This is a genomic window from Streptomyces muensis, from assembly GCF_021474425.1.
Taxonomy (GTDB): Bacteria; Actinomycetota; Actinomycetes; order Streptomycetales; family Streptomycetaceae; genus Streptomyces; species Streptomyces muensis.
Genome location: NZ_JAKEIP010000042.1, coordinates 16,746 through 30,096 on the forward strand (window position 1 = coordinate 16,746; position 13,351 = coordinate 30,096).

Here is a 13,351-nt window from a genome sequence, read left to right on the forward strand (position 1 = left end):
ACCACCCGTGAAGGTGGGGACCATGAGCGAATTCAGGGCCGGGGACACGGATTTCCTCTTACCGGGCCGCGCGAACGAACGGCCACGCATGCCGAGCGGACTCGTCGCACTGGCGCTCGGCGGATTCGGCATCGGGCTGACCGAGTTCCTGATCGCGGGGCTGCTGCCGCAGGTGGCGGCGAGCTTCGCGGTGTCCGAGGCGACGGCCGGCCGGCTGATCTCCGGGTACGCGCTGAGTGTCGCGATCGGCGCCATCGCGCTGACCGCGGCGACGGCACGGCTGCCGAGGAAGCAGGTCCTGGTGGGCCTGCTGGTGCTGTTCGTCGTCGGCAACCTGCTGTCGGCCGTCGCGCCGAGCTATCCGGTGATGATGCTCGGGAGGATCGTCGCGGCGCTCTGCCACGGCTCGTTCTTCGGGATCGGCTCACTGGTCGCGCGCGACATGGTCGCGCCGGAGAGGAAGTCCCGCGCGGTGGCCGTCATGTTCGCCGGACTGACCGTCGCTAACGTGCTCGGCGTGCCCTTCGGCGCACTGGTCGGGGAACGCTGGGGCTGGCGGGCCGCCTTCTGGGCGGTCACCGCGATCGGCGTGCTGGCACTGACGGGAATCGTGACCCTCGTCCCGGGTCGAGTGGACGGGGCACTGCCGCCGACAGCACCGCCCGCCGGCCTGCGGGCCCAGCTCCGGGCATTCCGGTCCCGGCAGGTCTGGCTCACCCTTGCGGCCACCGCGCTCGGCTACGGCGGGATGTTCGGCGCCTTCAGCTACATCGCCTACACGTTCACCGAGGTCGGCGGCTTCTCCTCGGCGGACGTCGCCTGGCTGCTGATGGTCTACGGCGTCGGCCTGGTCGTCGGCAACCTGATCGGCGGCCGCGCGGCCGACCACGACCGTGACCGCACCCTGGTCCTCTCCCTGCTCGCCCTCACCGTCACCCTGACCGCGTTCGGTCTCCTCGCGGAGAGCACCCTCGCGTCGGTGATCCTCGTGTTCCTGCTGGGCCTGACCGGCTTCGCCCCCGTACCCGGCCTGATCACCCGCGTCACCGACCACGCCCACGGCGCCGCACTCGCCGCCGGCGCCAACGTCTCGGCCTCCAACATCGGCAACGCCCTCGGCGCCTGGCTCGGCGGCCTGGCGATCACAGCGGGGTACGGCTACACGGCACCGCTCTACGTCGGCGCCGGGATCGTCCTGACCGCGACGGCGGTCATCACTGTCGCGGCGTGTGCGGCCTGTCGAAAGCGGCGGCCCCCGATCGACGTGAGGGTGAAAGCAGTACACCCGAAGAACCAGGAGCACCCATCGTGATCGTGACCGCGGACCTGGCCATCTCCCTCGACGGCTATATCGCCGGCACCGATGTCACCCTCGACAACCCCGGAGGGAACGGCGCCGAGCCGCTCTTCGAGTGGATCCACAACCTGGCGAGCTGGCGGGAGCGCCAGGGGATGGCCGGTGGGGAGGAGAACCGGGACTCCGAGCTGATGCGCGAGTGGTTCGACGCCACCGGCGCGGTGGTCATGGGGCGGATGATGTACGACACGGGTGAGGAGTTCTGGGGCGACAACCCGCCCTTCAGGACCCCGGTCTTCGTCCTCACCCACCGTCCCCGGCCGACCCTGGTGAAAGAGGGCGGCACCACCTTCACCTTCGTCACCGACGGCGTCCACAACGCCCTCGACCAGGCGAAGGCCGCCGCCGGTGACCGGAACGTCGATATCGCGGGCGGGGCGAGCACCGTGCGGCAGTTCCTCCGGGAAGGCCTCATCGACGAGCTGCAACTGCACGTGGTGCCCGCGCTCCTCGGCGACGGCCTGCGGCTCTTCGAGGGACCGGGCGCCGGGCCACGGCGCCTCGAACCGGTCCGGGTGGTCGACACCCCTCTCGCCACCCACCTGAAGTACCGGTTCGTGAAATGACCGGGCGCCGTCGACAGCCGGTAGCCGACAACCGGTGGTCGTCCCGGCCCGTCGCTCAGAACGTCCGCTTCAACAGATCCAGCAGCGCCGCCCAGTGCCGCTCGTCGCCCTCGCGGTGGTAGGCGGCGGTGTCGGCCTGGGTGAAACCGTGCCCCGCCCCGGGGTAGACCTCGCAGCGATGCCGGACCCCGGCCTCGGTGAGCGCGCTCTCCAGGCGCTCGATCTGCTCGACGGGCAGGGACGGATCCTGGTCGGCGTGGCCGAAGTACAGCTCGGCGGTGATGTGTTCGGCCACCAGGTGCGGGCTGTCCGGCTCCTCGGTGGCGAGCCGGCCACCGTGGAAGCCGGCCGCCGCCGCGACCCGGTCCGGAAACGTGCCGGCGGTCAGCAGCGACAACCGGGCGCCCATGCAGTAACCGGTCAGCGCCACCGGCCCGTCGGCCGCCACCGGGCAGTCGGCCAGCCAGGACAGATAGGCGTCCGCGTCCCGCATCGCCGCCTCGGGCGTCAGCGCCTGCATGACCGGCATGATGCTCTGGAAGATCTCCGGCCGGGCCCCGGGATCGATGAACTCGGGCAACTCGAACACCGGGGCGCGCCCGTGACGGTAGAACACGTTCGGCACCAGCACCGTGTACCCGGCCTCGGCAAGCCGGTCCGCCATCGCCCGCAGCTGCGGCCGCAGACCGAAGGCGTCCATGTACAGCAGAACCGCCGGACGGGGCTCGCCGTCGGCGGGGTGGGTCAGATAGGCGTCGGCGGTGCCGTCCTCGGTGGGGATGTCCACGGCGGTGCCCTGTACGGAGGTCATGGGGGGCTGCCTCTCTGCGCGGTTCACGGCGAACGGGTCGCCGACCCGGTGGAACCGGGTCGCGCACATGGTTTCATGCAGCATTCAACGACCCATGGCACCCCCTCCCGTTTGAGGACGGCTTGGGGGCCGCTTTACCGGCCGCTTTACTCGAACCGGGACGTGTCGCCCGCTCCCTTCCGCACGATCTCGGCCTCGCCGCCCGAGAAGTCGATCACCGTCGTCGGCTCGGTGCCGCAGTCCCCGGAGTCGACCACCGCGTCCAGCACATGGTCCAGCCGGTCCTTGATCTCCCAGCCCTGGGTCATCGGCTCGTCCTCGTCGGGCAGCAGCAGCGTGCTGGACAGCAGCGGCTCCCCGAGCTCGGTGAGCAGCGCCTGGGTGACGACATGGTCGGGGATGCGCACGCCGACCGTCTTCTTCTTCGGATGCTGCAGCATGCGCGGCACCTCCCTCGTCGCGGGCAGGATGAACGTGTAGCTGCCGGGCGTCGACGCCTTGATCGCGCGGAACACGTCGTTGTCGACCCGTACGAACTGGCCGAGCTGCGCGAAGTCCTGGCAGACGAGGGTGAAATGGTGCCGGTCGTCCAGGCGGCGAATGGCCCGGATCCGGTCGATGCCGTCACGGCTGCCCAGCCGGCAGCCCAGCGCGTAGCAGGAGTCCGTCGGATACGCGATGAGCGCACCGGAGCGGACGCTGTCGGCGACCTGGGAGATGGTGCGCGACTGAGGGTTGTCGGGGTGCACGTCGAAGTACTTCGCCATTCGACGAGCCTATGCCCTGCGGCCGCCTCGGCGATGCAGGCCCGGGCGGGCCGGTGGAATGCGCGCCGGGTTCCCGGGAAACCGTTCCCGGACGCGAGCGCCGACTTGCCGCAGCGCACGGGTGAGGTAACGTCCCGAGCGGTATGCCGTGAGTGAAGTGCAGGACGAGGTGAAGGCCGACGTGGCTGGCAGAGAGGACGGGGTTCGTCAGGCGGGGATGGGCGGCGCCGACACCTCGGTGTGGGCGCAGGAGTTGCTGGAGCACCTGCGGCCGAACGGGCGCGACGTCGGCCGGGTCGTCGCGTGGCTCGCCGACGCCGTGCGGGGCACCGCCTCACTGCAGGACGACACCGGCACCCTGCTCACGGGCACCCGCCCGGACCTGGACGACACCCTCGTCGCGGCCGTCGCCGCCGGCCGCATCGCCTCCGCCGCCTGGGAGGGCCAGGGCCGCCACCTGCGGCTGGTCAGGGTGGCGTACCCGAACCCGGCGTCGGCCGGAGTGCTCGCGGTGTCGCGGGAAGCCCCCTTCGACCGGCGCGCCTCCGACATGGTCACGCACACCGTCCAGGTCATCGAACTCCTGCTGAAGGCGAGTGAGACGACCGCCGCCGGACACCGGCTCGCTCAGGCGACCTCCGATCTGCGCCTGGCCATCCTTCAGTTGCTGATGGTGGAGGACACCGTCTCCGCCCGCCGCGTCGCCGCCGGCCTCTGGCCCGGTCTGCTCGACACCGACACCGCCTGCGTCCATGTCGTCGAGAGCCCCGCCGACGAGCGTGACCGGCTTGCCGAGGAATGCCTGGAGGTGACCGGAGAGCGGGCACTGGTCGTGCTCTGTCCCGCGGTGGACGAGCACGTCATCGTCGTGACGCCCGGGGAAGGGGAGGCCGGGGAACTGCGCTCGCTGATCGGCCCGCGGCCCCGCACCTTCATAGGCGGCAGCGCCCGGCAGAGCCTGGCCCGCACCGCCACCGCGTACGGTCAGGCCGTCAGTGCCCTGGCCGTCGCCCACTTCCGTCCCGACAAGGCGGCGGTGTACGCCGAACGCACCCACCCCGAGCGCCTGATCGACCCGGCGCCCCTGCGCGGCTGGGCCGCCCGGCTGCTGCACCCGCTCGACACCCTGGCGCACCACACCCGCGCCGAACTGCTCGCCACGACCCGGCTGGGCCTGGAGTTCACCGCCGTGAACGCGGCCAAGGTCCTCGGCGTCAGCCGCAACACCGTCCGTGCCCGCATGGAACGCGTGGAAGCCCTCCTGCGCACGGACTTCTCCGACCTGACCGCCCGCGCCGTGGTCCACCTCGCGCTCAACACCCAGGTCAGCCTCGCCGACGCCCCCGCCGACGACGGCACGCCGGAGCAGGGCCGGGCCTCGCTGCGCGATCTGCTCTCCGGACCCCCCATGCACACCTGGGCACAGGACGTCCTCGCCCGCCTGGACAAGGACACCCGGGACCTGCGCCGCACCCTGCGCACCTGGATCGCCGAGGGCGGCAACGCCGAACGCGCCGCGCAGACCCTCGGCGTACACGCCCAGACCGTCCGCGAGCACGTCCGCAGCGCGGAACCCGTCCTGGAACGCCAGCTCCTCGCCGGCGGCAGCGACCTGTACGAGGTCGTCCTGGCCCATCTCGCGGTGGGGGAACTGGATCAGCCCGCACTGCCGACGACGAAACCGGGCCTTCCGGACTCACTTGTGCACAAGTGAGTCCCGGCGGCGGCGCATCGGGCATCGACGCGATACCCAAGCGCTCCGCCGCAGACGTAGGTTCGACTTCCCGCGGGGGCACGACCGGAACGGGGGACCGGTCGCGTCCCCGCGTGTGTACTTCGTTCAGGCCCGTAGCCGCACCGGAATCTCCTGCCAGCCGAACGCGATGAACGACGGCACCTGACGCAGCTCCTTCTCGTCGACGGCCAGCCGCAGGTCCGGGAAGCGGTCGAAGAGCGCGGGAAGTGCCGTGCGGGCCTCGACGCGGGCCAGCGGGGCGCCGATGCACCGGTGCACCCCGATCCCGAACGCCAGATGGTCGTCCGCCCCGCGCGACGCGTCGAAGCCGTCCGCTTCCGGCCCGTAGTGCAACGGATCCAGTCCCGCCGCGGCGAACGTCGTGATGATGGCGTCCCCGGCCGGCACCGTCACGCCCCCGATCTCGATGTCGGAGACGGCGAACCGCAAAGGGAGCGACGCGATCGACGGATGCACCCGCAGCGTCTCGTCGATCACCGCGTCCCAGCCGATCTCCCCGGAGCGTACGGCGGCCAGCTGCTCGGGGTGGGTCAGCAGGGCGACGACCGCGTTGCCGATGAGATTGACGGTCGTCTCGAAGCCGGCGCCGATCACCAGCAGCAGGGTGAAGACGAGCTCCTCGCCGCTGAGCCGGTCGCCGTCCTCGTCGCGCACCCGGATCAGCTCGGTCGTCAGATCGTCCCCGGGGTGCTCGCTGCGATGGGCGATCAGCGACCCCAGCACCGTACCGATCTGCTCCTGCACGAACGCGGCGTGCTCCGGGGACGGGTCGGTGGTGTCCATGATCGCGGCGATGAGGGTGCGGGTGGCCTCCCGCAACTCCTCGGGCACGCCGAACAGTTCGCAGATCATCCGCATGGGCAGGGGATGCGCGAGCCCGGCCTTCAGATCCACCGCCGACTCGCCCCCCGACCCGCCGTCGTCGAGCGTGTCGAGGGCGTCGAGCAGCTCGGCGGTGATGGCCTGGACGCGGGGGCGCATCATCTCCGTGCGCCGCTGGGTGAAGCTCGGCGCGACCAGCTTGCGCAGCCGCGCGTGGTCGGGGCCGTACGTCGAGAGCATGTTGACCACGCCGACCCAGCCCAGGATCCAGCCCCAGGAGGGGTGTTCGCCGATCTTCGGCCACAGCCGCCAGTGCAGCCGGGGATCCTTGCTGACCCGCGGGTCGAGGATGAGTTCCTTGAGGATGTCGTAACCCGTGGGCGCCCAGGCGGGGATGCCGCCCGGCAGCTCCACGGGCACGATCGGGCCGAGGGCGCGCAGCCGGGCGCTCTCGGCGGCGATGTCGGAGCCGAACGGGTCGATGGCGAAGCGGTCGGTGCGGTCGGTCACGGTCACGAGGGCACTCCTGGCTGGTCGGGGGAGCGGGGGCTGAACCGGACGGGCAGGGAGGTCAGCGAGCGGTGGAAGGGGCCGGGCCGCCAGGTCAGCAGGGCCCGGGGCAGCACCGGCTCCAGGTCGGGCAGCCACTGGGTGAGCCGCTCGATCGCCTCGGTGGCGATGAGCAGCGTGTGCTGTCGCACCGGGCAGGCGTGCGGGCCCGCCGACCAGGACAGATGCGAGGCGTCCTTGGGGTGCCGGCCTTCGGTGACCTCCTGCTCGGCGAAGTGGGCGAGCGCCCCGTAGGAGACGACCACCGGCACCGCGGCCCTGAGCCAGGTGCCGTGGAAGGACACCGGGTTGCGGGCGTAGTGGATGCCGTAGTTGGCCAGCGGAGTCTCGTGGTGGAGCACCTCGACCACGGCGTCCATTACCGGGCGGGCCCCGCTGGTGAGAGTGGAGTAGTAGAGCGGGTTGCCGAGGATTCGGGACAGCGCGTTGGACACCAGGTTGGCCGTCGGCTCGTGCCCGGCGCCCAGGGTGAGGAACACCTGCCAGGTGACCTCCTCGGGCGTGAGCCCGGCGGGGTGGTCCAGCAGCCGGCTCGGCAGGTCGTCGCCCCGGCGCTCGGTCTTGGCCGCGATCAGCTCCAGTACGTAACCGCCGTACTCCGCCTCACCCTCGGCCGCTTCGGCGCCGCCCTCCATCATCTTGCCCAACGCTCCGTCGAGCCGGTCGCTCTGACTGTCCGGCAGACCGAAGAGGTTGTTGAACACCAGCGCCATCAGCGGTCGCGCGAAGTCCCCCACCAGATCGGCCTCGCCCCGCGGCCCGAACCGGCCCACCAGCACCCGCACCGCCCGGTGCACCCGCGCCCGCAGGTCGTGCGGCTCGATCAGGTCGAACGTGTCGATCAGCGAGGTGCGGTACCGGACGTGGGCAGCGCCGTCGGCGAACAGCGTGTTGGGCCGCCAGCGCATCATGCCCAGGATCGGAGAGTCGTCGGCGACCGTCGACTCCCACGGCCGCGGATCGTGCGAGAACGTCTCGGTGTCGTGCAGCAGGTCCAGCGCGGCCTGCCGGTCGGTGACGACGTACGCGGGCACGCCCGGAGCCAACTCCGCCCAGCCGATCGGCCCCTGCGCGCGCAGCGCCGCGTAGTAGCGGTACGGGTCCAGGGCGAAGCCGTCCTCCCACAGCCGCACGGGCGCCGAGCGGGTGAAGGCCTGCCGGTCGGGGGTGTCGGTGGTCACCGGGAGTCCTCCGAAGCGTTGCGGTCGATCAGGTGCTGGACCAGCGCGAGCAGCGCGTCGACCGACGAGCCGGCGTCGCGCGCGTCGCACGTCACCATCGGCGTCCCCACCTCCAGGTCCAGGGCGGCGCGCAGCTGCTCCTCGGTGTGGTGCCGTGGCGCGTCCGGGAAGGCGTTGAAGGCGACGGCGTACGGCAGCCCCGACTCCTCCACCAGGCCCAGCACGTCGAACGACGCGTCGATCCGACGGCTGTCGACCAGCACGAGAGCGCCCAGCGCGCCGTAGGCGATGTCGTCCCACAGCGCCCGGAACCGCTCCTGCCCGGGCGTGCCGAACAGATACAGCACGACCCCGCCCGGCAGGCTGATCCGGCCGAAGTCGACGGCGACGGTGGTCGTCGACTTGTCCCGCACCCCGGCCAGATCGTCCACCTGCGCGGACGCCTCGCTGAGCGGCTCCTCGGTGTGCAGCGGCCGGATCTCGGAGACGGAGTCGATCAGGGTCGTCTTGCCCACGCCGAACGGGCCGGCGACCAGGATCTTGACCAGGTCACGGGCGGTGTCGGGCAGATGGATGCCCCGCGTCGTGCCCGGTCGGGGGCTAGTTGTGCTTGAGGGCGCGAAGGCCATCGGCCACTCTCTCCAGCAGGTCGGGGTCGAAGCGTCCGGCGGGCGGGATCGGCGCGCGGGCCAGCACCAGCTCCCGGTCGACGAGTTCGCCGGCCAGGACCCGCACCGCCGACACCGGCAGCCGCAGCAGCGCCGCGGCCTCCACGACCGTCAGTGAACCGTCGTCCAGGGCGTCCAGCAGGGCGAGCTGGGCGGCGGGCAGACCGGTGGGCGGCGACGTGCCGGTGCCGGTGAGCACCGACAGCCGCTCCAGCTGGGGCCGGCTGGGCCGGGCCACGCCACCGGTCGACAGATACGCGGGAACCAGGGGACGGCCGCCGGGGCGGCCCGTCATACCGGTGCGCCGCCGTCGGCATGACGGGCCGCCGCGGCCATCGCCTTCTCGCCCAGTCTCGCCACCTGCGAGTGCACCCGGTGCGCCAGCAGGTCCAGGCGCACCTCCGCGTCCCCGTAGGCGGCCACGCACGTGCCGTGGTCCGTCGGCACGATCAGCACATAACCGTGGTCCGACTCGATGACGACCTGCCGTACCTCGGCCCGGTCCCGGTCGGCGAACGCGGCGGCCGCCGTACGGCACGCCCCCTGCACGGTGCTGGTGATCGCCGCCACCCGCTCGGCCGAGGCCTGGCTGAGGGCGTCCGTGTACCCGGTGACCAGCCCGTCCCGCGTCAGCAGTACGGCGGCCACCACGTGCGACACCTCCAGGATCGGTTCGAGCACCCACGCCGTGTCTCCCGTATCGCGGCTGGTCATCGAGCCGTTCCCCCTTCGTGGACGTTCTGGTCGGTCTGGTCGGTCTGGTCGCTCTGTTCGGTCTGACGGTTCTCGTCGGCCGCTCGCCCGGTCTCCGGCACGGCGGCGGAGGCATCGTCGTCGGTGCGTTGACCGTCCTCGGCGCGGGCCGCTGCGGTCCCCGCCTGGAGCGCGCCCAGTGCCGCGGCGGCCTGCTCCGGCCGACGTGTCGCGGGCCGCGCCTCGGGCACCTCCCGCGCCGCGGCCACGCGCGTACGGCGCCGGCGCCGGGGCAGACCACCGGCGTCGCGTGGAGCGTGATGCCCGGGTACCGCGTCGGCGGTTTCGTCGTCCTGCTCGGCGCCGTAGTCGTGCGAGGTGCCGGACGCCTCGGCCCGGGGCTCGACGGGTGCCTCGTCGCGGGCGGCCTTCCGGGTGGAGCGCGGCGCGCTCGCGGCGGGCGGCCGCTCGGTCGGGTCGATGGCGCTGAGCAGGTGGCTGTCGACCAGCAGCACGGCCCGGACTCCGCCGTACGGCGACGGCGAGGACAGGTCCACGCTCAGGTCGAACTGCCGGGTCAGCTGTCCGATCGCGGCGAGCCCCATGCGCGGCGGATCGCCGAGGTCGGTGAGCAGGATCGGCTCCGCCCCCGCCACCAGGCGCTGCGCGCGGGCGCGTTCGTCCTGGGTCATGCCCAGGCCTGAGTCGTCGACGGTGACGCAGACGCCGTGGTGGACGTGCTCCAGGTTGACCACGACGTCCGTGTCCGGCGCGGAGTGCCGCAGGGCGTTGTCCAGGAGTTCGGCGACGATGATCGCGACCGGCTCCACCGCGTGCGACACCAGCCCGGTGCCCGCGGCAAGGTGGTTGTGGACCCGGACCCGGTGGTAGCCCGCGAGCCGGGCCTGACCGCCGGTCACCGCCTCCACCAGATGCGACTCCTCGCGGGCGAGCCCGACCCAGGCCCCGCACACCACGGCGGCGACCTGAGCTCGTCGCAGCGACTGCTCGTTCTCGTGGTCCAGTTGGAACAGAGTCTGCGCCAACTCCGGGTCGTCGTACTTCTGCTGGAGCTGGCGCAGGGCGTCCTGGAGCCGGTAGAGGGCCGCCTGGATCTCGCGTGTCGCCCCTCGCATGCCCGCCTGTGCGGCGGCGTCGATGCGCGTGCGCTGCGTGGCCAGCTCGGTGCGCAGCCCGGTCAGCACCTGCTCCAGGGCGAGGTCCAGGGCGGAGCCCGCGGTCTGCGGATGCAGCGGCCCCGGCACAGTGACATGGGGGTGCGCCAGCTGCCGGGCGGCGGCGGGAACGCGCTGCTGCGCCAGGTGCTCCACCTCGGCCGTGAACGCCTGGAGCACGCCCTTGAGTTGGCGGCGCAACGCTTCGATCTCGGCACGCTGCTTCGCCTGTTGCCGCTGTGCGCGCAGCAGACCGCCGCCCAGGGCGAGCGCGGACAGCATGCCGACGGCGAGACCGCCGGTCGCCAGGTCCGGTAGTTCGATCATCGAGTCGGATTCCCAGGAGTCGGATCGGGGACAGTCGGGCAGGGCTGGTTCCACGGCCGTGGGGCGAGGCGCTCGGAGCACAGTACACACCGTCATCGACCGGTCTCGCACGGTCGATCGATACTTCGTTTCGAAACTGCCGGGACTCTGCTCGCTTCTGCGCGGACTGTCTGAATTGACGTACAACATGGGGGAGTTGACGCGGATGTCTGCCCCGATCGACACGGTGTGTGCCCGGTCGGACGACGGGTACTCGGCGAGCCCAGGAACGACCACGCCGGAGGAGGCCCGGAATGACCAGTGGCACCGAGACCGGTGGCGTGACCGGTACACAGGACAAGGACTACAACCTGATCTGGTACGTGGAGGCGTGCCTGAGCAACGCGCTGCGGCTGGAGACCTACATCGAGGACGCGGAACGCGGCAAGGACACCGAGGTGGCCGACCTGTTCCGCAAGGCGCAGGCGGACAGCCGCAAGGGCGCGGAGCTGGGCAAGACGCTGCTGCGCAGGCGACTGAACGGCGGCTGAACGGCGGTTGACCGAGCGGCCGTTCGAGGCCCGGGCACCGCGCTGCCGGTGTCCGGGCCTTCGTCTGTCCGTCCGTGTGTCGGTCCGTGTTCTCGTCGGGTCGGAAGTCGTGACGGACCGTGTGTGGCATGCGTCGCTTCGCGAACGCCCTTTGGACACGTAGGGTTTACATCCGTTCGGCCCGTCGACCGAACGGAGTTGCTATGGTGCTACTCGCCGGTAGCAAGCCAACGGGGGACGGGTGGGGGCCGGGTCGACCGAGGCTGCCGCGCCCATCCAGTGCCTGGCTCTCGAACTCCAGTTCCTCGCCCACCGATCCAGACAGGTGAGACTCGCCACATGGTTCGATCCCTGGTCGATCTGCTGACCCAGCACGCCACGCACCACCCCGACCGAACCGCCTACCGCCACCTCGTCACGGGCGACTGCGACGGCGAGATCCAGGAGATCTCCTACGGCCGTCTCGCCGCCCGATCCCGAGCCGTCGCCGCCTGGCTCCAGGAGCGCGGCCTGGCCGGTACCCGCGCCATGCTGCTCTACCCGCCCGGCCTGGAGTTCATCAGCGGCTACCTGGGCTGCCTCGCCGCGGGAGTCGTCGCCGTACCGGGCGTCCCGCCGCAGGGCCGCGCGCACAACCACCGGGCCCTGATCCGGATGAAGCGGCTCATCGCCGACGCCGACGCCATGGTGATCCTCGGCGACCGCGAGGTGATCACCGCCCTGGCCGGCATGGCCGAGCAGCTGCCCGAGCTCGCCGACATCACCCGTGTCGCCACCGAGGACATCCCCGACGAGATGTCCGCCGCCTGGCGCGAGCCCGACCTCACCGCCGACTCCGTCGCCTTCCTCCAGTACACCTCCGGCTCCACCTCCGCCCCGCGCGGCGTGATGGTCACGCACGGAAACCTGCTGGACAACGAGCGGATCCTCACCGAGTCCATGGGCCACACGCCGGACACCATCGAGGAGTACGGCCACGAGATGTTCGTCAGCTGGCTGCCCGTGTACCACGACATGGGCCTCATAGGCCCCGTCCTCAACACGGCCTACCTCGGTGTGACCGCCACGCTCTTCTCGCCGCTGCACTTCCTCCAGCGGCCCGAGCGCTGGCTGACCGCGATCAGCCGCTACCGCCCGCACACCAGCGGCGGCCCCAACTTCGCGTACGAACTCTGCCTGAAGCACGCCGGCCCCGGGCTCCTGGACGGCCTCGACCTCAGCAGCTGGAAGGTCGCGGTCAACGGCGCGGAACCGGTCCGGGCCGCCACCCTGCGGCGCTTCACCGAGACCTTCGCGCCGGCCGGCTTCCGCCACGAGGCCCTCCACCCCTGCTACGGCCTCGCCGAGGCCACCCTGATGGTCACCGGCAGCACGGCCCACACCGCGCCCACCCTCCTGCGGCCCGCCGAATCCGGCCCGCACGCCGGCCAGGCCGACGCCGCGACCGTCAGCTGCGGCCGCCCCGGCCGGCACGTGACCGTCGTCATCGCCGACCCCCAGCGGCACGAAGAGCTGCCCGACGGCGAGGTCGGCGAGATCTGGTTGCGCGGCGCGAGCGTCGCCAAGGGCTACTGGCGCAACGCCCTCGCCACCCGCGAGACCTTCCGCGCCACCCTCGCCGGCCACGAGGGACGCTTCCTGCGCACCGGCGACCTCGGGTTCCTGCACGACGGCGAACTCTTCGTCACCGGCCGCCTCAAGGACCTCATCGTCATCGACGGACGCAACCACTACCCGCAGGACCTGGAACTGACCGCCGAAATGGCCCACCCGGCCCTGCGCCCCGGCTGCACCGCCGCGTTCTCCGTCGACGGCGGAGACGTGGGAGACGGGGGAGACGAGGGAGGCACCGGCGGTGAACAGCCCGTCGTCGTCGCCGAGATCGCCCCGGACGCGGCGTCCGAGAGGGAGAAGATCACCGACGTCGTCCGCGGCGAGATCGGCGAGGCCCACGGCCTGTCGGTGCGTGACGTCGTCCTGGTCGAGCCGGGCACCATCCCCAAGACGTCCAGCGGCAAGATCCAGCGCCACGCCACCCGGGCGGCCTACCTGAACGGCACCCTCGCCGCCGTAGCCGCACCCGACCCGAGCTGACACCTGACACCGCCCGGCCGGGCGTCGTACGCCC

13 protein-coding genes are annotated in these 13,351 nt (G+C 71.8%); 5 read left to right on the top strand and 8 right to left on the bottom strand.

Features of this window, described 5'->3' with window-relative positions; genetic code table 11:
* The first annotated feature begins 88 nt into the window (after nucleotides 1-88).
* Complete coding sequence (locus L0P92_RS13855) at nucleotides 89-1,312, top strand: MFS transporter (RefSeq protein ID WP_234762934.1); 1,224 nt, start codon at nucleotides 89-91, stop codon at nucleotides 1,310-1,312.
* Entirely contained in the window at nucleotides 1,309-1,923 is a 615-nt protein-coding gene (locus L0P92_RS13860) for a dihydrofolate reductase family protein (protein ID WP_234762916.1), read from the top strand. Before L0P92_RS13855 ends, L0P92_RS13860 begins: the two co-directional genes overlap by 4 nt.
* A gap of 55 nt (nucleotides 1,924-1,978) precedes the next feature.
* Here the strand turns inward: L0P92_RS13860 and L0P92_RS13865 are convergent, their stop codons facing one another.
* Nucleotides 1,979-2,734, bottom strand: coding sequence for a dienelactone hydrolase family protein (locus L0P92_RS13865; RefSeq protein ID WP_234762917.1), 756 nt, complete (start codon nucleotides 2,732-2,734; stop codon nucleotides 1,979-1,981).
* 146 nt (nucleotides 2,735-2,880) lie between these two features.
* A complete protein-coding gene (locus L0P92_RS13870) occupies nucleotides 2,881-3,501 on the bottom strand; it encodes an L-threonylcarbamoyladenylate synthase (RefSeq protein WP_234762918.1) in 621 nt (206 codons plus the stop codon).
* 181 nt (nucleotides 3,502-3,682) lie between these two features.
* Here L0P92_RS13870 and L0P92_RS13875 point away from each other — a divergent pair, with 181 nt between their 5' ends.
* Nucleotides 3,683-5,215: a helix-turn-helix domain-containing protein gene (locus tag L0P92_RS13875; protein ID WP_372497260.1), complete on the top strand. Its 1,533-nt coding sequence runs from the start codon at nucleotides 3,683-3,685 to the stop codon at nucleotides 5,213-5,215.
* A 126-nt stretch (nucleotides 5,216-5,341) separates the two neighbouring features.
* Here L0P92_RS13875 and L0P92_RS13880 read toward each other — a convergent pair whose 3' ends face one another.
* The 6 genes from L0P92_RS13880 to L0P92_RS13905 are packed head-to-tail and all read right to left on the bottom strand — an operon-like array spanning nucleotide 5,342 to nucleotide 10,693.
* Complete coding sequence (locus L0P92_RS13880) at nucleotides 5,342-6,595, bottom strand: cytochrome P450 family protein (RefSeq protein ID WP_234762919.1); 1,254 nt, start codon at nucleotides 6,593-6,595, stop codon at nucleotides 5,342-5,344.
* The gene (locus tag L0P92_RS13885) at nucleotides 6,592-7,830 is read right to left on the bottom strand and encodes a cytochrome P450 family protein (protein ID WP_234762920.1); all 1,239 of its coding nucleotides are present in this window, start codon (nucleotides 7,828-7,830) and stop codon (nucleotides 6,592-6,594) included. Before L0P92_RS13885 ends, L0P92_RS13880 begins: the two co-directional genes overlap by 4 nt.
* On the bottom strand, nucleotides 7,827-8,459 hold the full coding sequence (locus L0P92_RS13890) for a GTP-binding protein (protein WP_234762921.1): 633 nt from the start codon (nucleotides 8,457-8,459) through the stop codon (nucleotides 7,827-7,829). The genes L0P92_RS13885 and L0P92_RS13890 overlap by 4 nt, the downstream gene beginning before the upstream one ends.
* Complete coding sequence (locus tag L0P92_RS13895; RefSeq protein ID WP_234762922.1) at nucleotides 8,431-8,793, bottom strand: DUF742 domain-containing protein; 363 nt, start codon at nucleotides 8,791-8,793, stop codon at nucleotides 8,431-8,433. The genes L0P92_RS13890 and L0P92_RS13895 overlap by 29 nt, the downstream gene beginning before the upstream one ends.
* A complete protein-coding gene (locus L0P92_RS13900; protein ID WP_234762923.1) occupies nucleotides 8,790-9,212 on the bottom strand; it encodes a roadblock/LC7 domain-containing protein in 423 nt (140 codons plus the stop codon). Before L0P92_RS13900 ends, L0P92_RS13895 begins: the two co-directional genes overlap by 4 nt.
* Complete coding sequence (locus L0P92_RS13905; protein WP_234762924.1) at nucleotides 9,209-10,693, bottom strand: ATP-binding protein; 1,485 nt, start codon at nucleotides 10,691-10,693, stop codon at nucleotides 9,209-9,211. The genes L0P92_RS13900 and L0P92_RS13905 overlap by 4 nt, the downstream gene beginning before the upstream one ends.
* Nucleotides 10,694-10,986: 293 nt before the next feature.
* Between L0P92_RS13905 and L0P92_RS13910 the strand changes: the two genes are divergently transcribed.
* Entirely contained in the window at nucleotides 10,987-11,223 is a 237-nt protein-coding gene (locus L0P92_RS13910) for a hypothetical protein (RefSeq protein ID WP_234762925.1), read from the top strand.
* Nucleotides 11,224-11,562: 339 nt separating this feature from the next.
* Nucleotides 11,563-13,317, top strand: a complete 1,755-nt coding sequence (locus L0P92_RS13915; RefSeq protein WP_234762926.1) for a fatty acyl-AMP ligase — start codon at nucleotides 11,563-11,565, stop codon at nucleotides 13,315-13,317.
* Nucleotides 13,318-13,351 lie beyond the last annotated feature (34 nt).

Coding starts and splice junctions, on each gene's coding strand:
- L0P92_RS13855 (WP_234762934.1), top strand. CDS start 89: ATGCCGAGCGGACTCGTCGCACTGGCGCTCGGCGGATTCGGCATCGGG.
- L0P92_RS13865 (WP_234762917.1), bottom strand. CDS start 2,734: ATGACCTCCGTACAGGGCACCGCCGTGGACATCCCCACCGAGGACGGC.
- L0P92_RS13870 (WP_234762918.1), bottom strand. CDS start 3,501: ATGGCGAAGTACTTCGACGTGCACCCCGACAACCCTCAGTCGCGCACC.
- L0P92_RS13890 (WP_234762921.1), bottom strand. CDS start 8,459: ATGGCCTTCGCGCCCTCAAGCACAACTAGCCCCCGACCGGGCACGACG.
- L0P92_RS13895 (WP_234762922.1), bottom strand. CDS start 8,793: ATGACGGGCCGCCCCGGCGGCCGTCCCCTGGTTCCCGCGTATCTGTCG.
- L0P92_RS13900 (WP_234762923.1), bottom strand. CDS start 9,212: ATGACCAGCCGCGATACGGGAGACACGGCGTGGGTGCTCGAACCGATC.
- L0P92_RS13905 (WP_234762924.1), bottom strand. CDS start 10,693: ATGATCGAACTACCGGACCTGGCGACCGGCGGTCTCGCCGTCGGCATG.
- L0P92_RS13910 (WP_234762925.1), top strand. CDS start 10,987: ATGACCAGTGGCACCGAGACCGGTGGCGTGACCGGTACACAGGACAAG.
- L0P92_RS13915 (WP_234762926.1), top strand. CDS start 11,563: ATGGTTCGATCCCTGGTCGATCTGCTGACCCAGCACGCCACGCACCAC.